General features: G+C 71.9%; 18 protein-coding genes. 9 read left to right on the plus strand and 9 right to left on the minus strand.

What is annotated here, in order from left to right:
• Positions 1 to 534: 534 nt before the first annotated feature.
• Positions 535 to 1,197, minus strand: a complete 663-nt coding sequence (locus MTO99_RS17125; RefSeq protein ID WP_243555165.1) for a hypothetical protein — start codon at positions 1,195 to 1,197, stop codon at positions 535 to 537.
• Positions 1,198 to 1,267: 70 nt separating this feature from the next.
• Between MTO99_RS17125 and MTO99_RS17130 the strand changes: the two genes are divergently transcribed.
• Both MTO99_RS17130 and MTO99_RS17135 read left to right on the plus strand, forming a co-directional pair.
• Positions 1,268 to 1,753 (plus strand): hypothetical protein, encoded by a 486-nt coding sequence (locus MTO99_RS17130; RefSeq protein ID WP_243555167.1) that lies wholly within the window; start codon positions 1,268 to 1,270, stop codon positions 1,751 to 1,753.
• A 327-nt stretch (positions 1,754 to 2,080) separates the two neighbouring features.
• Positions 2,081 to 2,452 carry an FtsX-like permease family protein gene (locus tag MTO99_RS17135; protein ID WP_243555170.1) on the plus strand — a complete coding sequence of 124 codons (372 nt, stop codon included), beginning with the start codon at positions 2,081 to 2,083 and terminating at the stop codon, positions 2,450 to 2,452.
• 568 nt (positions 2,453 to 3,020) lie between these two features.
• Here the strand turns inward: MTO99_RS17135 and MTO99_RS17145 are convergent.
• Positions 3,021 to 3,314, minus strand: a complete 294-nt coding sequence (locus MTO99_RS17145; protein ID WP_243555173.1) for a DUF2277 domain-containing protein — start codon at positions 3,312 to 3,314, stop codon at positions 3,021 to 3,023.
• A gap of 82 nt (positions 3,315 to 3,396) precedes the next feature.
• On the opposite strand from MTO99_RS17145, the gene MTO99_RS17150 reads away from it, so the two are divergent.
• The gene (locus MTO99_RS17150; RefSeq protein WP_243555176.1) at positions 3,397 to 4,290 is read left to right on the plus strand and encodes a hypothetical protein; all 894 of its coding nucleotides are present in this window, start codon (positions 3,397 to 3,399) and stop codon (positions 4,288 to 4,290) included.
• On the opposite strand, the gene MTO99_RS17155 is transcribed toward MTO99_RS17150, so the two are convergent.
• Positions 4,274 to 4,885, minus strand: coding sequence for a hypothetical protein (locus MTO99_RS17155; protein WP_243555179.1), 612 nt, complete (start codon positions 4,883 to 4,885; stop codon positions 4,274 to 4,276). The two genes, MTO99_RS17150 and MTO99_RS17155, sit on opposite strands and share 17 nt — an antisense overlap.
• A gap of 78 nt (positions 4,886 to 4,963) precedes the next feature.
• On the opposite strand from MTO99_RS17155, the gene MTO99_RS17160 reads away from it, so the two are divergent.
• Positions 4,964 to 6,184, plus strand: a complete 1,221-nt coding sequence (locus MTO99_RS17160) for an aldo/keto reductase (RefSeq protein WP_243555182.1) — start codon at positions 4,964 to 4,966, stop codon at positions 6,182 to 6,184.
• 58 nt (positions 6,185 to 6,242) lie between these two features.
• On the opposite strand, the gene MTO99_RS17165 is transcribed toward MTO99_RS17160, so the two are convergent.
• From MTO99_RS17165 to MTO99_RS17175, 3 genes are read right to left on the minus strand one after another with little or no spacing between them, the layout of a single operon-like run.
• Positions 6,243 to 6,836: a TetR/AcrR family transcriptional regulator gene (locus MTO99_RS17165; protein ID WP_243555186.1), complete on the minus strand. Its 594-nt coding sequence runs from the start codon at positions 6,834 to 6,836 to the stop codon at positions 6,243 to 6,245.
• Positions 6,833 to 8,803: an ATP-binding cassette domain-containing protein gene (locus MTO99_RS17170; protein ID WP_243555188.1), complete on the minus strand. Its 1,971-nt coding sequence runs from the start codon at positions 8,801 to 8,803 to the stop codon at positions 6,833 to 6,835. Before MTO99_RS17170 ends, MTO99_RS17165 begins: the two co-directional genes overlap by 4 nt.
• Before the next feature lie 11 nt (positions 8,804 to 8,814).
• Entirely contained in the window at positions 8,815 to 9,957 is a 1,143-nt protein-coding gene (locus MTO99_RS17175; protein WP_243555190.1) for an ABC transporter permease, read from the minus strand.
• A 190-nt stretch (positions 9,958 to 10,147) separates the two neighbouring features.
• Here MTO99_RS17175 and MTO99_RS17180 point away from each other — a divergent pair, with 190 nt between their 5' ends.
• The 4 genes from MTO99_RS17180 to MTO99_RS17195 all read left to right on the plus strand — a co-directional run bounded on the left by MTO99_RS17180 (position 10,148) and on the right by MTO99_RS17195 (position 13,837).
• Complete coding sequence (locus MTO99_RS17180) at positions 10,148 to 11,578, plus strand: NtaA/DmoA family FMN-dependent monooxygenase (protein WP_243555192.1); 1,431 nt, start codon at positions 10,148 to 10,150, stop codon at positions 11,576 to 11,578.
• Between the two features lie 101 nt (positions 11,579 to 11,679).
• A complete protein-coding gene (locus tag MTO99_RS17185) occupies positions 11,680 to 13,011 on the plus strand; it encodes an aminotransferase class V-fold PLP-dependent enzyme (protein WP_243555195.1) in 1,332 nt (443 codons plus the stop codon).
• Positions 13,012 to 13,091: 80 nt separating this feature from the next.
• Positions 13,092 to 13,586 carry an FBP domain-containing protein gene (locus MTO99_RS17190; protein WP_243555198.1) on the plus strand — a complete coding sequence of 165 codons (495 nt, stop codon included), beginning with the start codon at positions 13,092 to 13,094 and terminating at the stop codon, positions 13,584 to 13,586.
• Positions 13,587 to 13,630: 44 nt separating this feature from the next.
• Positions 13,631 to 13,837, plus strand: coding sequence for a hypothetical protein (locus tag MTO99_RS17195; RefSeq protein ID WP_243555201.1), 207 nt, complete (start codon positions 13,631 to 13,633; stop codon positions 13,835 to 13,837).
• Between the two features lie 36 nt (positions 13,838 to 13,873).
• Here MTO99_RS17195 and MTO99_RS17200 read toward each other — a convergent pair whose 3' ends face one another.
• The 3 genes from MTO99_RS17200 to MTO99_RS17210 form a co-directional block, all read right to left on the minus strand.
• Complete coding sequence (locus MTO99_RS17200; RefSeq protein ID WP_243555204.1) at positions 13,874 to 14,632, minus strand: SGNH/GDSL hydrolase family protein; 759 nt, start codon at positions 14,630 to 14,632, stop codon at positions 13,874 to 13,876.
• Positions 14,633 to 14,672: 40 nt separating this feature from the next.
• Positions 14,673 to 14,864: a DUF1918 domain-containing protein gene (locus MTO99_RS17205; RefSeq protein WP_243555206.1), complete on the minus strand. Its 192-nt coding sequence runs from the start codon at positions 14,862 to 14,864 to the stop codon at positions 14,673 to 14,675.
• Between the two features lie 313 nt (positions 14,865 to 15,177).
• The gene (locus tag MTO99_RS17210; RefSeq protein ID WP_243555208.1) at positions 15,178 to 16,779 is read right to left on the minus strand and encodes a PucR family transcriptional regulator; all 1,602 of its coding nucleotides are present in this window, start codon (positions 16,777 to 16,779) and stop codon (positions 15,178 to 15,180) included.
• A 200-nt stretch (positions 16,780 to 16,979) separates the two neighbouring features.
• Between MTO99_RS17210 and gabT the strand changes: the two genes are divergently transcribed.
• A complete protein-coding gene (gabT, locus tag MTO99_RS17215; protein ID WP_243555224.1) occupies positions 16,980 to 18,347 on the plus strand; it encodes a 4-aminobutyrate--2-oxoglutarate transaminase in 1,368 nt (455 codons plus the stop codon).
• Positions 18,348 to 18,406 lie beyond the last annotated feature (59 nt).

An 18,406-nucleotide genomic window follows, 5' to 3' on the forward strand; every position in this document is an offset into this window, starting at 1 on the left:
GCCTCTTCAGATTCGCTCCGCTCTCATCGAGGCCATTGCGCGAGATGGCGGCTCGAGTGAACATCTCGGCGTCGAGGGTGAGTTGTGCTGGGGTCTGGTTGACCAACACGGTTTCGAGAAAGGTTCGCTCGAGATCGCGCAGACCATCGGCCTGGTCGCCGGCCACCGCCATGTCTGCCAGCGCTTCGGTATAGCTGCGCGAGGCGATCAAGAATGCATCCTGCCGTGCACTCCACCGCGTCATTGCATTTCGGAACTCGTCGCGGCCGCCGCCGAGCAGCGTCTCGAGCGTGTATCCGAGCGCCGTCGCGAGCGCGAGCGCTTCGCCGATCGTCACCTTCCGGATCGGTGGAGTTCGGCGCTCGATCTTGTAGATCGTCTGTTGGTGGAAGCGCCCTACTGCCCGGGGAACCGCCGGAGAGCTCTCTCTAACCTCGGACGGGTTCAAAGTGTTTGGGGGTACACCTCTGAGACCCAGCATTGGGCAATCGGGTGTGTCACATGACACACCTGCGGAGCCGGGGTCGCGACCTACTAATCGGCCGACACTTCCGCGCGCACGTAGGGTTCGGGCTCAGCCGGCAACGGCTCGCCCGTCTGCTTCTCCTGAATCCGACGTCGTATGTCGATCAAATCGAGGTTCGCGATCGTCTCAAGGTCCGACCGCTTCCCGGCGCGCCACGCGATGAGGACGCGCCTCACAGCTGAGTACTCGATCCATGCGGCGTGGTCGTCCTTTAAGAAGTTCAACTCGTACAGGACCTGTCGAGCGCGCTCCGCAATAGGGCGTTCCTGCTGATTCGCGATCACGAGGAACGTCTCGATCGCAGAATCAAGGTCGGTTCGATCCGGCTCGGCCGGTCGATCTCGAGAACCCGAGAATCCCCCAGTCCGAATCGCCTGCATGAAGCGGGTATTTGCGCGTGCGTAGACCTGGATAGCGCGGATCAGTTCAGCGACCACTCGGTCCACTTCGCCACGATGCCGAGTCGATAGCTCGCCCTCCTGGAGTGCGAGCGAACGCTCGGCTGCTTCAGCTTGTCGCAGAGTGGCTGCGGCAGAGAGCTCCGCGGTCTCAAGGGCACGCTCTGCCCCCTGTCGACTCTTCCGAGCTTCGCTCGCCTGCCACCATGCGACCGCGGCGGCGACGACAGCGATCACGAGCGCACCCGCGCTGAACCAGTTCTCAACGTTCACGAAGAGCACCGTACTGTCTCCGACCGGCACTGGGCGATCGGTGTCGGTGGCCGGTGCGAGAATCTGGGCTATGACGAGCTTCGAAGCCGCGAAGGCGCTCAACACCCGCCTCACGGCCGCCAATCACAACTGGAATCAGGGTCAGTATTTCGAGCGCGGAGTCGCCGGCGCAGTAGTGTCTGCCCTCGCGTACGTGCTCGACGGCCGCGAGATCGACTACTTGGATGCTCTCGTGCCCGACGATCACAACGGGGAACTCCTCGTGCTCGCGTTCGCTGGCGACCTGATCTTCGATGTTCGCTATGACCCGACGTCCAATGTCACCGTCACCTCGCGTCGGCTCGACGATGTCGAGCAGGTTGTGATCACGCAGACCCCGAACTACCTGTCCTCGTGGGGCACGGAAGACCAGGCCGAAGCAATCGTGCAGGTCGCCGGCGTTCCCTTCGGGCTTCCCTTTCCGATGGCGACTTCCAAGTGTCGAGTCGAGTTCACGGAGTACCTTCCGAAGCTGATTTGGCACGAGGCATCGGCGGCCAGCACGTCGGGAAGCTGAGCGAACCTACCCCGCACTTACCCCGCAGAATCGGTGAGCGGCGGTAAGTGTGCGTGATACGCGCTGAGCAGTGTTTCACGGGTGATGCAAACACCCTGATACCCCGCAGAAACCACCGATATCGCGCTGCCAAGAATCGTGGTGTCGCGGGTTCGAGTCCCGCCCTCGCTACTGAAACACCCGGTCAGCTGCCATTTTCGAGGCTTGACCGGGTGTGTTGTTTCGGCGGACTCCGAACTTACTCCGAAGATTGGTTACGCAACCAGCTCACCGAGGGCAGCTGCTGCCCGCTTCCCGCCCGTGTTGCGCGCCATGTAAACATCCTGCGTGATCGGCGGCTACGGGCACACCCTGACCCTCGGGATCCTTGCGCTGACCGCGATCCTGGTCGGCGCGATCCTCTACGGCATCGTCATGCTCCGCCGCAAAGACTTCGGCCGCCGCCGCGCCCTGGGCGCCAGCCGGGCCCTCATCGTCGGTCTCCTCCTCACCCAGACCGCGCTCCTGGCCGCAACCGGCGCGATCATCGGATCAGCCGTCGCACACGCAACCCTCGCCGCAACCGGCGACCCGCAACCCGGGTGGGAGTACACCCTCGGCGTCGCCACCCTCGCCACCGCGGTGGGGGTTGCAGCGGCCCTCATCCCCGCCCTGGCCGCCGCACGCCGCGAACCCATCCGAGAACTCCGCGTCCCGTGATGTACTTCAGAGGTACTTCTGAACTAAACATGAACGCATGTCTGCCGCCGTCCTTCCGTCGAGATCTTTCAATTCGTCCGACCTCAGCCGGAATGCTCCGCGGGTGTTCGCGGCGGCTGAGGATCATCCGGTCGATGTGACGCGCCGCGATGGTGAAGACCTGGTGTTGATGTCGAAGCGCGAGGCCGATGCCAGGGAGCAATTGCTGCGCATCGTTCGCAACGCGCCAGGCGCACCTGGCGGCATCCGAACTCATCGCCTGGCAGGAGACTGCGAGCGCGATCGCGGCTGGTCTCCACGCCGCGCCAGTCGAATGGCTGGACGAGGCAGAGTTGGTGGAACGCCCGTAGCCCATGGCGAGAGCAGAACGAGTCGAACGTCCGACGAAGAAGAGCGAGTACGAGATCAGGTTCGCCTCGACGTCCGCACAGCGTGGCTGGACCGACCTGCGCGCGACGGTGCTGGCACCATCCCAACCAGACCAAGTAGCGGTCGGGTACCGCGCCCCTCGAGACTCGATGCGCGCACGTGTATTCAACGAATTATGCGTTCGAGCTTCGCCAGGGCCTCACGACGCGGTGCGCACCGCGACCTCGCGTTCCATGCGCTTCTCGAAACGCTCGCGCCCCTTGATCGCCTCGATCTCGCGGTTCTTCGGCGGGGCGTTCGTGACCAGGTCGTCGAGCAGGTGGCGCGTGATGTGGGCGATCTCGGCGACCGCGCGATCGAACGCCTCGGCGTTCGCCTTCGACGGCTTGGTCGATCCGCTCACCTTGCGCACGAACTGCAGAGCGGCGGTGTAGACCTCGTCGTCGGTCGCGGCGGGCTCGAAGTTGTGAAGGACATGGATGTTCCGGCACATGCCGTGAAGATAGCGCGCCCGGCCCGGGCCGGCGCCGATTCGAGGACGCCTTGCACGACGGCCGCGGCCGTAGTCTGGCGTGATGAGGCGACGTGATGCGGGTGCGCTCACCGAGCCGGTACGCCTGAAGGGTTCGCCCGACGAGGTCCTCGCCATTGCGGGCGCGGCGCGGCGGGCGATCGAATCGCACGACGAACTGCGGCGCGAGCTGCTGCCCCGGCTCGGTGCCCTCCGTTCAGCCCGGCGGCGGTTCGCGGACGAGCGCGCCGCGACCCCGTCGGGACCGGATGCCACGCCGGACCGCGTGCGGCGGGTGCTCTGGAGCATCCTGTTCGCGGTATGCCTGCTCTCTACCGTGGTGGCCATCGCACCGATGGGGCCGTACGGGCCGCGCACACGATGGATGGACCCGCAGACGGCGGTGCTGATCGCGCTTCCCGCGCTCGGCATCGCCGCGGCGACCGCCCTGGGCGTGCTGCTGCTGAGGCCGGCACGCGGTCACGCCGCCGACCGGACCGCCCTTTCGGCGATCACGACCGTCGCTCTCGCCGGTGTATTCCTGTTCCGCCTGATCGCCGGGGGTGCCGACCGAGGTTTCACCGTGGCTCAGCTCGGCGCCTGGCTCATCGGTGCGGGCGTCCTCCTCGTGCTGCTGGTGGTGCTCACTTGGCAGCTCGATCGTGTGCGCCGGCGGGAGGCGGCGCGTGGGTTCCGCCGGTGGCGGCCGCGCACGGAGCCCGAACTGCGCACCCGCGAGCGAGAGATCCGGGAGTCCGCGGCGCAGATGGCCGCACTGATTCCGAACGAGGCGGATGCACCGCGGCTCGAACAGGAGTGGAATCGTGCGCTGCGGCGGATCCAGCAGTCGGGGGGAGCCCCCGAGTCCATCGCCCAGGCGCGTGGGATCGGTCCGGTCGCGTGGCTGGTCTGGGCGGTCTACACGGACCCGGATGTCCCGATCATCGGGGCTGCGTGAGCAGGTGCCAGACGAGGGCTGCGCCGGCCAGCGTCACCGTGGCACTCACCGCAGCCAGGATGATGCGCCCGAGTCTCTTCGCGGGATACGCCGCGATCGCCTGACCCGCCAGCCCGATGGCGACCGCGACGCCGATCAGCACCGCGCTGGCGAGCACGATGCCCACCGGGTTCATACCCGTGCATTCCGTGGACGCCCCGGTGCAGCTCCGGAACGGACCGCCCGCGCCGCTGCTGTCGTAATCGTGCAAGCTGATCGAGAGCCAGTACATCGCGGCGAGGTTGAGCGGTAAGGCGATGCAGGTCAGCATCACCGTCAGCACCGGGCCGAGCACATGCCGAGCGCGTACCCCCGTGCTCGCGTCCTGTGCAGGCAGCCGGCGGTCGAGTTCGTCGAGTCGCGCCGAGGTCGTCAGGGGCAGGGCGGCGGATGCGACGGGGCCGGCGTTCGGGTCGGACCCCGTCGGCAGCTGCGGGGGAGCGGACCGTCGGCTGAGCGTCACCAGGAGCGCGGCGACCCCGGCCCCGGCCCCCGCCAGCAGCAACATCACGAACACGATGCTGAGGAAGTGCCATCCGACGAAGCCCGAGACCATGCCTCACGCTAACGGCACGCACCGTCGGGGCGCGACCGCGCGACCGCGCGTTCGGCGCTCGGGCGTAGCATCCCGACCATGGATCGACCCGCGCTCGCCCCGCTCGGACTCGGACTGGCCGCCCTCGGCCGACCGGCGTACATCACGACGCACCGCTCCGCCGATCTCGGCGCCGACCGCAGCGTCGCGGCGATGCGCGAGCGCGCCCACCGGATGCTCGATGCGGCGTGGGAGCGGGGCATCCGGTTCATCGACGCCGCGCGGTCGTACGGCCTCGCCGAGGAATTCCTCGGGTCGTGGCTCGCGGCGCACCCGGATCGCCGCACCGCGCTCACGATCGAGTCGAAGTGGGGCTACGAGTACGTCGGCGAGTGGCGCATGGACGCCCCGGTGCACGAGCGCAAGGAGCACTCGCTGCCGATGTTCGAGCGGCAGTGGCCGGCCACGCTCGCCGCGCTGGGCGGTGCGCCCGACGTGTACCTCATCCACTCGCTCACGCCCGACAGCCCGGCGCTCGGCGACGCGGCGCTGCTCGACCGGCTTCGCGAGCTCGCGGCATCCGGAGTGCGCGTGGGGATCTCGACGAGCGGGCCGCGACAGGGCGACGCGCTCGACGCGGCCCGCGAGCTCGCCGACTCGCCGTTCAGCGCGGTGCAGGCGACCTGGAATCTGCTCGAACCGTCAGCCGGCCCCGCGCTGTCGCGGGCGCGCGACGCGGGCTGGCTGGTGGTCGTGAAGGAGGCGGTCGCGAACGGTCGGCTCGCCCCGGCGGGCGGGTCGGGCGTCATCGATCCGATTGACTCCGGCACTGATGCGCGTGTGGCATCACCGGCTGATGCCAGGGGCGCATCAGTGCCGGAGTCGGTGGGGGAGATGTCGGGGGGTGATGCCAGGGACGCATCAGTGCCGGAGTCGGTGGGGGAGATGTCGGGGAGTGATGCCAGGGGCGCATCAGTGCCGGAGTCGGTGGGGGAGATGTCGGGGAGTGATGCCAGGGGCGCATCAGTGCCGGAGTCGGCCGCGGCGATTCAGGCGTCGGCGCCGTCCGCACGGGCGCAGCTCGCCTCGCTCGCGGACGCCGACGGGCAGACCCTCGACGCGTTCGCGATCGGGGCCGCGCGGTCCGAGCCGTGGGCCGACGTCGTGCTGAGCGGAGCGGTCACGCCGGCCCAACTCGACTCGAATCTCGCGTCGCGGGCGCCCGGCGAACGCGCGCAGCGCGCGCTCGCCGGCCCAGCGGCGCCCGCCGAGCAGCCCGACGACTACTGGGCTGCCCGCAGCGCGCGCGACTGGACCTGAGCGCACCGCCCGCCCAGCGGCAGCGCATCACCGCGCGACCGCCACCGCGTCGCGGGGGTCAGTCGGGCAGCGGCCCGGTCAGGTAGTGCTGCACGGCCGGCCCGATCCGGTCGATCACCCACTCGTGGTCGGCGGAGGCGAGGGGTTCGATGCGCAGGACGTACCTGGCCATCATGAGCCCGCCCACCTGGCTCGCGACCAGCGAGGCGCGCTCGGCGGCGCGGGCGCCGTCGGGCTCGGGCGCGACCCGCCGGGTGAACGGAAGGATGGCCCGGCCGACGACGAAGTCGCGTGCCTGCGCGGCGAATCCCGGATTGCGCAGGGCGCTGCGGAAGACCGCCATCAGCGCGCCGCCCATCGGCGAGTCCCAGGTGCTGATGAGCGTCGCCACGAGCGCACGTCCGGCGTCCTCGGGGGCGACCTCGCGCAACGGTTCGAGCACCTTCACCGGGTCGAGGGGCAAGTCGAGCACCGCCTGCCACAGGCCGTCCTTCGAGCCGAAATGGTGGGCGATCATCGCCGGGTCGACGCCCGCGCGTGCGGCGATGCGCCGGGTCGTCGCGCCGTCGACGCCGTGCTCGGCGAACTCCACACGCGCGGCGGCGATGAGGTCTTCGCGGGTCGTCGACGCGCCGCGCCGGCGGCCGATCATGCCGCGTGCTCCCCGGACCGCCCGGTGCCCCCGGCCGCGGCCGAGGCGCCCGCGGCGTCGCGGTCGAGCAGCACCATGGTCTCCTCCAGGGTGGGCTCGACCGGGTCGACGGATGCCGCGACATCCGCCGCAGCGAGCACCTCGCGCACCCGCTCGCCTGGGACGCCGGCGACCCGGATGTCGCGACCGCTCAGCATCGTCGGCAGCCCGGCGTCGCCGAGTGCGGTGAACGCCTGCTGCCAGGCATCCGATCGCACCAGCACCGCGGAGGTGCCCGACGTGAGATCGGCGACCGAGCCGACGCCGAGCAGCCGGCCGTGCGCCATCAGCGCGAGCCGGGTGCACTGCTCGGCCTCCTGCAGGTAGTGCGTGGTGACGATGACACCGCGCCCGGCGGACGCCTGCTCGTGGATGACATCCCAGAGCCGGGCGCGCGCGAGCGGGTCGACGCCCGACGTCGGCTCGTCGAGCACGAGCAGCTCGGGCTCGTGGCCGAGCGCGAGGGCGAATGCGAGCTGACGCTGCCGGCCCAACCCGATGTCGTTCACGACGGCACCCGACACGTCGGCGAGCGACGGCGGCAGGCCGATGCGGCCGGTGCCGTAGACCCGCGCCGCGAACTCGGCGTTCTGCGCGACCGTGATGGTGCGGAACAGCCCGAGCCCCTGCGGCACGTACCCCATGCGGCGGCGCGCAGCGTCGTCGGGCGGCGTGCCGAACAGCTCGACCTCGCCCTCGTCGGGGCGTTCGAGTCCGATGAGCATGCGCAGGAACGTCGTCTTCCCGGCGCCGTTCGCCCCGATCAGGCCGAGGATCTCGCCGGGCCGCACATCGAGCGACACGTCGTCGACCGCGACGTCGCCGCCGAACCGCCGGGTGACATGGCGGGCCTCGGCGATCGCTCCCTGAGCCTGTCGAAGGGAAGCTCCCTGAGCTTGTCGAAGGGAAGCTCCCTGAGCTTGTCGAAGGGAAGGGGCCGGTCTCGCTTCGACGGGCTCAGCGAGCGTAGGCGGGGCCGGTCTCGCTTCGACGGGCTCAGCGAGCTTTGGCGGGGCCGGTCTCGCTTCGACGGGCTCAGCGAGCTTTGGCGGGGCCGGTCTCGCTTCGACGGGCTCGGCGGGCGATGGCGGGGCGGCGGCGAGCGTCAGCGCGATGAGCGCGTCCTCGAGGTCGGGCGTCGCGATGGCGGTCGCACCGGCTGGCTCGGCCGCTCCGGCCGCCGCCCAGGCATGACGACGGATGCCCCGCCGCCACGACGTGGGCCCCGCGGGAGCCTCGTCGGGCAGCTCCACGATCGTGCCCGGCACGCCGGCGATGATCTCGTCGGGCGTGCCGTCGGCGATGGCCCGCCCGCCGTCGAGCGCGAGCACCGACGCCGCGCGCTGCGCCTCGTCGAGGTAGGTGGTGGCCATCAGCACCGCGGTGCCGTCGGTCGCGATGCCCGAGATGAGCCGCCACAGCTCGACCCGGCTGACCGGGTCGACGCCGGTCGACGGTTCGTCGAGCAGCACCAGCTCGGGGGAGTGCAGCATCGCGAGCACGAACCCGAGCTTCTGCCGCATACCGCCCGACAGTGCCCGGCCGAGGCGGTCGCGTGCGTCGGCGAGGGCGGCGCGTTCGAGGAGTTCGTCGCCACGCGAACGGATGTCCCGTGCCGACATGCCGTACGACCGGCCCACGAACTCGAGGTTCTGCCGGACGCTGAGGTTCGCCCACACGCCCGAGGTCGCAGGCTGGTACCCGATGTGCTCGCGAGGCAGGGTCGACACCGATCCGGTGCCGGGGCGCACCCGGTTCGCGAACACCCGCAGCAGCGTCGACTTGCCCGCGCCGTCGCCGCCCACCACGGCGGTCACCTCGCCCCGCGGCACGTCCAGCGAGACCCCGTCGAGCGCGCGCGTCGCGCCGAAGTCGACCGTGACGGCCTCGACCGCGATGCCTGCCGCCCCGGCGCCGCCCCGTGGCATCCGCCGCTGCATCACGCACCCGCCTTCGCGTGCTGCCCGTGGCCGACGTCCGTGCCGCGCTTCGCGCGCGGCGCGACCGGCGAGATGCTGCGCCGCAGCCGCACCACCGCGAGCCCGAAGACCACCACCGCCATCACGGCGAGCACGGTGAGCGGCAGCCACAGCGCATCCCACTCGGCGCCGCGGATCATGACCCCCTGCGACACCATCGTGAAGTACGTGAGCGGCAGCAGGTACCCGATCCACCGGACACCGGCCGCCATCGCGTCGAGCGGGAAGATCATGCCCGACAGCAGGATCTGCGGCAGCAGCGTCATGAGCGCGAGCTGGATCGCCTGGCCGGTGGTCTGCGACACCGACGAGATGAGCACGCCGATGCCGAGCACGACGAACAGGAACAGTGCGGCGCCGACGATGAAGATGAGCACCGAGCCGTTGAACGGCACGTCGAACAGCAGGATGCCGAGCACGGTGATGAGCGCCATGTCGAAGCTCGCGAGCAGGAAGTACGGCGTGATCTTGCCGAGGATGACTCCGCTCGCCTTCAGCGGCATCACCGCGAGCTGTTCGAGGGTGCCAGCTTCGCGCTCGCGGACCAGGCCGATGCTCGTGATGACCGTGCCGATGAAGGTCAGGATGAGGCCGATGATCGCCGGGATCATCACCCACGAGGTGGTGAGGTCGGGGTTGAACAGCACCTCGGTCTCCACGGTCGGCACGGCCGCCTGCTGCCCCTGCGCCTGGGCCTGCGCGGCCTGCTGGGCGAACGCCCCCTTCGCCTGGGCGAACAGGGTGAGCGCCGACTGCGCGGCGAACAGGTTGGAGCCGTCGACGAGCACCTGCCATTCGCCGCCGTCGGCGACGATCGCGACATCGGCGCGGTCGTCGCGCAGCGCCTCCTCGGCGTCGTCGGCGGTGCCGTCGGCGGCGGTGTCGATGATCTCGAGGTGGTCGCTCAGGTCGTCGCTGTCGCCGATCAGGTCTTCGGCGTCGGATGCCTCGCTGCCGACGACGACCACCTTCAGCGTGTCGACGGTGAAGTTCGCGGCGTAGCCGAAGATCACCAGCAGCAGGATCGGCAGCACGATCAGCATCGCGAGGGTGCGGTGATCGCGGCGGAGTTCCTGGAATTCCTTGAGCATCACGGCGCGCATGGCCATGATTATTCACCGCTTGATGAATTTCTGCAAGGGGTCACCGCCCCACCCGCGCATCGTCGCACCCCGCGCGGGTATGGCGTCGGATGACGCCGTGTCACGTCGTATGGCGTCTGGTTCCCGTGTGTGACAGCCGGGGGTCGCGCGAGCGGATGCCGCTTCCTACCTTCAGCAGAGGAGGTCAGCCATGCCACGACTCATCATCGGTGCGATGGTCCGCACGATCGGCGCCTACCCGTCGGGGTGGCGGTACCCGGGGGCGCATCGCGATCCGCGCGGCGACGCCGCGGTGCTGCGGCGCACCGCCGAGGTCGCCGAGCAGGCCGGCCTCGACTACCTGTTCTTCGGCGACTGGCTCGCGACGGGGCACGACCTCGAGTACCGCGACCCGTACCTCGTCGCCCGCATCGACCCGCTCTCGGCGATCACGTTCCTGGCGGGCATCACCCGGCGCATCGGGCTGATCGCCACAGCGGACACGACGTACTCCGACCCGTACGCGCTCGCCCGCGCGACCGCCTCGATCGACGTGCTGAGCGACGGGCGCGCCGGCCTCAACCTCGTCACGGGCGCCGAGCCGCGCGCCGCCGGCAACTTCGGTCTCGACTTCCACGCCGCGAACGACGCGCGGTACGACCGGGCCGTCGAATTCGACCAGGTGCTGCGCCGACTGTGGGATTCGTTCGAGGACGACGCGATCGTCGCCGACGCCGAACGCGGGGTCTACCTCGACCCCGACAAGCTCCACCCGACCGACTTCCACGGCGAGCACCTGAGCGTCACCGGTCCGCTGAACGCGGTGCGGCCCGTGCAGGGCCACCTGCCGATCGTGCACGCCGGCGCCTCGCCGCGCGCGCGTCTGTTCGCGGCCCAGTACGCCGACCTCGCGCTCGTGGCGGTGTCGGGGCGCGAGCAGGCGTCCGCGGTCCGCGAGGACCTGCGCGCGCTCGCCTTCGAGGCCGGCCGCGACGACCGCACGCTGAAGGTCATCGCACCCGTGCTGCCGATCGTCGGCGAGACGCGCGAGCACGCCCAGCAGATCGCCGACCGGCTGAGCGAGCTCATCCAGGTCGCCGAGGACTGGCCGGATGCCCCGCCGCCGGTGTTCCCCGCGAACCGGTCGCTCGCGCACCTCGCCGGCGTGGTCGGCGTCGACCTCGCGGGGCTCACCCCCGACCGCGCGGTGACCGCCGACCTCGTCGCCGCCTTCACCCCGGTCGGCGAGGAGCTCGTCGAGATCGTCGCGGAGCGCACCGGCCGGCTCGTCGGCGGGGAGCGCCCCCCGACGCTGCGGCACCTGGTCGCCGCAGCATCCGTGAACGCGTCCATGGTGGTGGGCAGCGCGGCCGAGATCGCCGCCGAGTTCGCCGGGTGGGCCGAGGCCGAGGCGGTCGACGGGTTCAACGTGCTGAGCGCCACGCAGCCCGCCCAGTTCGAGGCGTTCGCCACCGGGGTCGTGCCCGAGCTGCGCCGGCTCGGGGTGTTCCCCGAACCCGCCGACGAGGCATCCGATGCCCGCCCGATCACACTGCGCGAGCGACTCGGCCTCGCCCGACCCGAGAACGTCCACGCCGCCGCGCGCGACCGCGGCTTCCTCACGGGGGTTCCTCAGTCGTAGCGACGGATGCCGCGGAGCGCGTGTTGCGGAGTGTGTCGCGCCGTGACGGCGTCGGTCGCGAGGGGATTGAGGCGGATGCGGGGCATCCGTACCGTTTCGCCATGACCACCGCCCTCGCCGGCCGATCCGCCGGGCGACCCGTCGCGCCGACGCGGGTCGACCCGCTCGCTGCACTCGTCGACGCCGGCCTCGAGGTGCCCGTGCTCGGAGGCGGGCAGGTGCGGCACGCGAACCTCGACCTCGCCGCGTCGGCGCCCGCGCTCGCCGACGTCGCGGCGCGCGTCGAGGCGCTGGGGCCCTGGTACTCCAGCGTGCATCGCGGAACCGGCTACCCGTCCGAGCTCGCGACCGAGCTCGTCGAAGAGGCGCGGCGCACCGTCGCCGCTCGGCTCGGCGCCCGCGACGACGACGTCGTCGTGTTCACCCGCAACACCACCGACGCGCTCAACCTGCTCGCGAGCGCCGTGCCGGGCGACGTCGTCGTGCTCGACATCGAGCACCACGCCAACCTGCTGCCGTGGCGGCAGCGCCGGCTCGTGGTCGGCGCGCCCACCATCGCCGAGACACTCGAGGCCCTCGACCGCGAACTCGGCAGCCGGGCGGCGGCACTCGTCAGCGTGACCGGGGCATCGAACGTGACCGGCGAGGTGCTGCCGATCGACCGCATCGCCGAGCTCGCCCACGCGCACGGCGCACGCCTCGCGGTCGACGCCGCGCAGCTCGTGCCGCACCGGGCGATCGACCTGGCCGCATCGGGCGCCGACTACCTCGCGTGTTCGGGGCACAAAGCGTACGCGCCGTACGGGGCCGGGGTGCTCGTCGGCCGTCGCGACTGGCTCGACGTCGCCCCCGCGTACCTGGCCGGCGGCGGGGCGGTGTCGCACGTCGCGGCCGGCGCGGTGGCGTGGCATCCGTCGCCCGACCGCCACGAGGCCGGAACGCCGAACGTGCTCGGCATCGCCGCGCTGGCGCTCGCCCTCGACGCGCTCGCCGAGATCGAGGCATCCGCACCCGGCGTGCGCGACGCGCACGAGGCCGCTCTGACCGCCCGGCTCGCGGACGGCATCGCCGAGGTCGCGGGCGTGCGCGCGGTGCGCGGCTTCGCGGATGCCGCGGAGCACGTCGGCATCGTCACCGTCGAGCTCGAACGCGGGTCGGTGGGCCTGGTGGCCGCGGCCCTCGCGGCCGAGCACGGCATCTCGGTGCGCGCCGGGAGGTTCTGCGCCCATCCGTTCTTCGACCGCATCGCGACGCGCGCGAACGGGCTGCGGGCCTCGATCGGGGTCGGCTCGTCCTCCGGCGACGTCGACCGGTTCGTCGATGCACTCGCCCGGATCGTCGCCGAGGGCCCGCGCGCCGAGTACCTCCGCACGCCCGGCGGCTGGCGCCCCGTCGCCGACGATCGCCCGCGACCCTCACTGCTGCACGGCTGACCCCCCGGCCCCGCCGCCCGCGCCCCCGCACGCCCACTGACACGCGTGCCTACACTGGACGGATCGTCGGAAGGGGAGGCATGCGACCGCTGGGAGAAGACGAGATCAGGGAGTCGTTCGTGAACGCGACCGACCTCGAGCTCGAACAGCTCGAACTGCCGATCGAACGCCTCGTGCTCGACTGGGATCGCGTCGACGCGCTCGCGTGGCGCGACCGGCGGTTCCGGCACCGCGGATACCTCGTGACCCTGATCGACGAACGCGCCGTCGGGCTGGTGCTGCGGGCAGCCAACGGCGGCGGGTCGCGGTTCCGTGCGGCGATCTGCAACCTCTGCCACACGCAGCAGCCCGCCGACCAGGTGACGATGTTCTCGGCGCGACGCGTCGGCGAGGCGGGGGAGCGCGGCGACACGGTCGGCACCTACCTGTGCGCCGACCTGTCCTGCCAGGAGAATGTGCGCCTGCACCCGCCGCTCGCGCCCGCCGAGGTGCGCAAGGTCACCGAGGACATGCGGGTGGCCGGGCTGCGCCGGCGCACGCTGGCGTTCGTCGAGGGGGTGCTGCAGCCGGCGTAGCGAGGCATCCGTTCGTCGGGCCGGGCCGCTGATAGCGTGCCCGAATGGATCAATCGTGGCTCGCCGGCGGTGGCGGCTGGCTGACGCTCGCCCTCGTGAACGCCGGCCTCGCCGAGCAGAAGAACCGCACCCGCTTCGGATGGTTCCTCGGCTCGCTGCTCATCGGGCCGCTCGCGACGTTCTTCATCGTCGTGATGGCGCCGGCGCCCGAACCCGTCGCGGCCGCGCCGCGCGACCGCGTGGGCGCGTGAGCGCCGCCCCGCCGACGTGCGCCCCGCCCGCCGCCCCTACGGTTCGACCGGTTCGAGGGTCGCGCGCTTGGCCGAACGCCCGTCGCCCGACGAGCGGCCGGTGAGGCGGCGCCCGATCCACGGCAGCACGAACTCGCGGTAGTACGCGGCCGTGTTGCGGCTGCGCGGGCCGGGCGGTGCGGCCGCAACCTCCTCGACGCCCCACTCGGGCGGCACCGGCACGCCGATCGCGGTGAGCACGTTGCTCGCGACGCGCGCGTGGCCGAGCGAGTTCAGGTGCAGCTTGTCGGGCGACCAGTACCGGATGTCTCGCAGCCCGCGATCGTTGAAGTTGTCGACGAACGTGACGCCGTCGAGTGAGGCGAGGTCGACGAGCTTCGCGGTGAGGCGGGCGCCGCGGGCGTCGAACACGGTGCCGAGCGGCAGGTGCTCGGTCGGGTTGGCGCCGCTCAGCATGAGCACGTGGATGCCCTCGTCGCGGATGCGGTGCACGGCGGAGCGGAACCGCTCGGCGACCCGCTCCTCGGGCATCCGTGGGCGCAGCATGTCGTTGCCGCCGCCGTTGAAGCTGATCACCTCGGGCCGCAGGGCGATCGCCGCCTCGAGCTGCTCCTCGACGATGGGGCCGAGCTTGCGGCCGCGGATCGCGAGGTTCGCGTACCGGATCGGCTCGTGCGCGGCGCGCGCGAGCCCGATCGCGACGAGGTCGGCCCAGCCGCGCACGCTGCCGTCGGGCAGCTCGTCGCCGACGCCCTCGGTGAAGCTGTCGCCGATGGCCGCGTAGGAGTGGAACATGGGTTCCACGCTAGCGCCGCGCAGGACGAGGTCGGATGCCTCAGGCGCCCGTCGCGTGCTCGAGCTCGCAGTCCGTGCCGGGGTAGAGCAGGGTCTCGTGGCCGTCGTCGAACCGCACGAAGTAGGGCGGGCCGCCGTCTTCGCCCCGCACCTCGAGCACCTCGCCGTGCCGGTCGGCCTGGCCGACCTGCTTGCCGTGGATGACGATTCGGTCGCCGATCGTCGCGTGCATCGGATCCCCCTTCCGCTCCTCCCAGCGTACGGCGGAGCGGCACCGGCGCGCACGCACGAACTGGGAATCGAGCCGGTGCGCGGTCAGCGCGCGGCGTCGAGCGAGCGGCGGTTCACGGCGATGAACAGACGGTTCTTCTTCGTGTTCTGGAACGACGTGCACGACCACGTGTCGCCGTCGCGCACCATGACGAAGGTCTGCACCTTGTCGTGCCGGATGCGAGCGCCCTTGGCGCTGCCACTTCTCGAAGACCGGCACGTGGGTCTCGCGGATCTCGTCGCGACCGGTCGAGACGATGCCGGCGAAGATCCGCTCAGTCGACGGCGAGCAGGGCGGCCCAGAGGTCGGCCTTCGCGTGGAAGCCCGAGAGGTCGCGTCCGAGAAGACGTTCGGCGAGCGCGATGCGGGCGCGCACCGTGTGGCGGTGCACGCCGAGCTCCTGCGCGGCGCGGTCGAACTGACCGCCGCAGGCGAGCCAGGTGCGTACGGTCGGAACGAGCGCGGTGCCGTTCGCGGCGTCGTGGGCGACGAGCGGGTCGAGGGTCGCGAGGGCCACCGCGCGCGCGTCGGTCCGCGCGAGGAACGCGAGCACGCCCTGCCGGCTCACCTCCTCGAAGCGCACGATCGTGCCGGGGCCGGCCTCGACGGCCCGCTCGTGCGCGCGCAGCGCCTGCTCGTGCGCGGGTGCGATGCGGTCGTAGCCGACCGGATCGGAGAGCCCGATCGCGGCGTCGAACTCGGCGGCGAGGTCGGCGGCGAGGTCCGTCGCGTCGGCGTCCTCGACGAGCACGGTGAACCCGTCGGCGATGCGGCCGAAGAACAGCCGGCCGCCGCGGGCGTCGGCGCGCAGCTCGAGGCGTTCGGCGAGGCGGTCGGCGTGCTCGGCGGCGGCCTCCACGACGGCGACGCGCACGGGCGCGGCGGGCAGCGGCCCCCACATCTCCGCGGCGACCTGCGCGGCGAGGTCGAGATCGCCGGCGAGGATGCTCCGCACCAGGCCCGATCGCAGGTGCCCCCTGGCCCGGTCGAGATCGCGGTGCTGTTCGAGCGCGAGTCCTGCGAGGGCGAGCACTGCGGTGACGACCTCGCGGCCGGCGTCGTCGAGCTCGGGGGAGTCGCCGATCGCGAGCACGCCGCGCAGCGACCCGCCGCTGCCGAGGGTCTGCAGGGTGACGGGTTCGCCCGCGTCGACCGAGCGACTGGCGCGGCGGCCGCGGCGCAGCAGGTCGCGGGCGGCGGCGAGCACGGCGTCGAGCGGATCGGCCGCGGCGCCCGGCGCGGCATCGGGCGCGGGTTCCGGCGGGGCGTCTCGCGAGAAGGGCACGGAACCGGATGCTCCGCTGCCGGCGACGCTCGCACCCAGCCCGCCGGGCGGGAACTCCCGGTCCAGCGCGCCGCCCGCGTCGATGAGCCCCACCCACGCGCCCAGTTGCTGCGACAGTTCGGCGAGGATGGCGCTCAGCCCGTCGGGGCGCAGCGCGGCGAGCGAGATCGCCCGCTGCGCGGCGAGCGCCCAGGCTTGACGTGCGTACGTGTCCTCGGCGACGAGGTCGGCGACGAGCCGGGCGATGGCGATGAACGGGGTGCGGTACGGCACCTCGAACAGCGGCAACCCGTGCGCGCCGCATGCCGCCACGAGCGGTTCGGGCGTGCCCGCCCGGATGACCTCGGTGCCGAAGCCGAGGCCCACCACCCCCGCTGCGACGAGCCGGGCGACGTACTCGGTCGCGAACGCATCGGATGCGCCGTCGAACTGGGTGCCGGTGGTGAGCAGCACCTGTCCGGCGCCGAGGAAGGGCGTGGGGTCGGGCAGGTCGGACGAGTGCGCCCAGCGGACGGGGGCCTCGAGCCGGTCGGGGTCGCCGGGGACGAGGACGTCGAGTGCGAGCTCGCGGCGGTTCAGCAGGGTCTGCACGGTGGGAAGGATCGTCGGCCTCCGGCGGTGCGCGCGCACGATGCTGTACGCGGTGGCGAGTGATGTGGGCCCGAGTGTACACGCGGGCGCTGAGGCATCCGGTGTCGCCCGACCTAGCATGGCCCGCGTCCCGCAGCGTTCGCGGGGCGCGTCGCGCCGGATCCGGTCAGTGCCCGATCCGCCACCGAGTTGGAGCCGCCATGACCCTCGTCGAAGCATCCGTCATCGCCAGAGTCGAGACCGGAGGCCCCGCGCTGCCGCAGGAGCGCCGGCTCGTCACCGCCATCCCGGGGCCGCGCTCGCAGGAGCTGCTCGCCCGCAAGGCCGACGCGGTCGCCGCCGGCGTCGGCACCACCATTCCCGTCGCCGTGGTCGCCGCGGGCGGCGGCGTGGTCGTCGACGCCGACGGCAACTCGCTCATCGACCTGGGATCGGGCATCGCGGTCACCGGCGTCGGCAACGCGCACCCGCGCATCGTCGAAGCGGTCGCCGCCCAGCTCGCCGCGTTCACGCACACCTGCTTCACCGTCGCGCCCTACGAGGGGTACGTCGCCGTCGCCGAACGGCTGAACGCGCTCACCCCGGGCGACCACGCGAAGCGGTCGGCGCTGTTCAACTCGGGCGCCGAGGCGGTCGAGAACGCGGTGAAGATCGCGCGCCGGTTCACCGGCCGCCAGGCCGTCGTCGCGTTCGACCACGCGTACCACGGCCGCACCAACCTCACCATGGGCCTCACCGCGAAGAACATCCCGTACAAGAGCGGCTTCGGCCCGTTCGCCCCCGAGGTGTACCGCGCGCCGATGTCCTACCCGCTGCGCGACGGCGGGCTCACCGGCCCCGAGGCCGCAGCCCGCGCCATCACGCAGATCGAGAAGCAGGTCGGCGCCGAGAACCTCGCGGCGATCCTGATCGAGCCCATCCAGGGCGAAGGCGGGTTCATCGTGCCGGCGCCCGGGTTCCTGCCCGCGCTCGCCGACTGGGCGCGCGCGAACGACGTCGTCTTCATCGCCGACGAGGTGCAGACCGGGTTCGCCCGCACCGGCGCCTGGTTCGCGAGCGAGCACGACGGGCTCGTCCCCGACCTCGTCGTCACCGCGAAGGGCATCGCCGGCGGCCTGCCGCTGTCCGCGGTCACCGGCCGCGCCGACATCATGGACGCCGCGATGCCCGGCGGTCTCGGCGGCACGTACGGCGGCAACCCGCTCGCGTGCGCCGCAGCGCTCGCGACCCTCGACGCCTACGAGCACGACGGGCTCATCGAGCGCGCGCAGCGCATCGGCGACCTGCTGCACGACCGGCTCGGCCGGCTCGCCGCCGACGACCCGCGCATCGGCGAGGTGCGCGGGCGCGGCGCGATGGTCGCGATCGAACTCGTCGACCCCGAGACCGGCGCGCCCGACGCCGCGCTCACCGCGAAGGTCGTGGCCCACGCGCACGCGAACGGCGTCGTACTGCTGAACTGCGGCACGTATGGCAACGTGATCCGGTTCCTGCCGCCGCTCACGATCCCCGACGAGCTGCTGCTCGACGGCCTCGGCGTCGTCGCCGACGGGCTCGCTGCGGCCTGAGCGCCGACCGCACACCTCGCGGGCGCGAGCCCGCAGCATCCGACCACCGCGTCGCGGGC

The sequence above is a fragment of the Agromyces larvae genome, from assembly GCF_022811705.1.
Lineage (GTDB): Bacteria > Actinomycetota > Actinomycetes > Actinomycetales > Microbacteriaceae > Agromyces > Agromyces larvae.

What these genes read in the sequence shown, in the direction of transcription:
- MTO99_RS17160 (WP_243555182.1), top strand. Translation starts at nt 4,964, where the DNA reads ATGGATCGACCCGCGCTCGCCCCGCTCGGACTCGGACTGGCCGCCCTC.
- MTO99_RS17175 (WP_243555190.1), bottom strand. Translation starts at nt 9,957, where the DNA reads ATGCGCGCCGTGATGCTCAAGGAATTCCAGGAACTCCGCCGCGATCAC.
- MTO99_RS17180 (WP_243555192.1), top strand. Translation starts at nt 10,148, where the DNA reads ATGCCACGACTCATCATCGGTGCGATGGTCCGCACGATCGGCGCCTAC.
- MTO99_RS17155 (WP_243555179.1), bottom strand. Translation starts at nt 4,885, where the DNA reads ATGGTCTCGGGCTTCGTCGGATGGCACTTCCTCAGCATCGTGTTCGTG.
- MTO99_RS17130 (WP_243555167.1), top strand. Translation starts at nt 1,268, where the DNA reads ATGACGAGCTTCGAAGCCGCGAAGGCGCTCAACACCCGCCTCACGGCC.
- MTO99_RS17200 (WP_243555204.1), bottom strand. Translation starts at nt 14,632, where the DNA reads ATGTTCCACTCCTACGCGGCCATCGGCGACAGCTTCACCGAGGGCGTC.
- MTO99_RS17145 (WP_243555173.1), bottom strand. Translation starts at nt 3,314, where the DNA reads ATGTGCCGGAACATCCATGTCCTTCACAACTTCGAGCCCGCCGCGACC.
- MTO99_RS17170 (WP_243555188.1), bottom strand. Translation starts at nt 8,803, where the DNA reads ATGCCACGGGGCGGCGCCGGGGCGGCAGGCATCGCGGTCGAGGCCGTC.
- MTO99_RS17195 (WP_243555201.1), top strand. Translation starts at nt 13,631, where the DNA reads ATGGATCAATCGTGGCTCGCCGGCGGTGGCGGCTGGCTGACGCTCGCC.
- MTO99_RS17190 (WP_243555198.1), top strand. Translation starts at nt 13,092, where the DNA reads ATGCGACCGCTGGGAGAAGACGAGATCAGGGAGTCGTTCGTGAACGCG.
- MTO99_RS17150 (WP_243555176.1), top strand. Translation starts at nt 3,397, where the DNA reads ATGAGGCGACGTGATGCGGGTGCGCTCACCGAGCCGGTACGCCTGAAG.
- MTO99_RS17205 (WP_243555206.1), bottom strand. Translation starts at nt 14,864, where the DNA reads ATGCACGCGACGATCGGCGACCGAATCGTCATCCACGGCAAGCAGGTC.
- MTO99_RS17185 (WP_243555195.1), top strand. Translation starts at nt 11,680, where the DNA reads ATGACCACCGCCCTCGCCGGCCGATCCGCCGGGCGACCCGTCGCGCCG.
- gabT (WP_243555224.1), top strand. Translation starts at nt 16,980, where the DNA reads ATGACCCTCGTCGAAGCATCCGTCATCGCCAGAGTCGAGACCGGAGGC.
- MTO99_RS17165 (WP_243555186.1), bottom strand. Translation starts at nt 6,836, where the DNA reads ATGATCGGCCGCCGGCGCGGCGCGTCGACGACCCGCGAAGACCTCATC.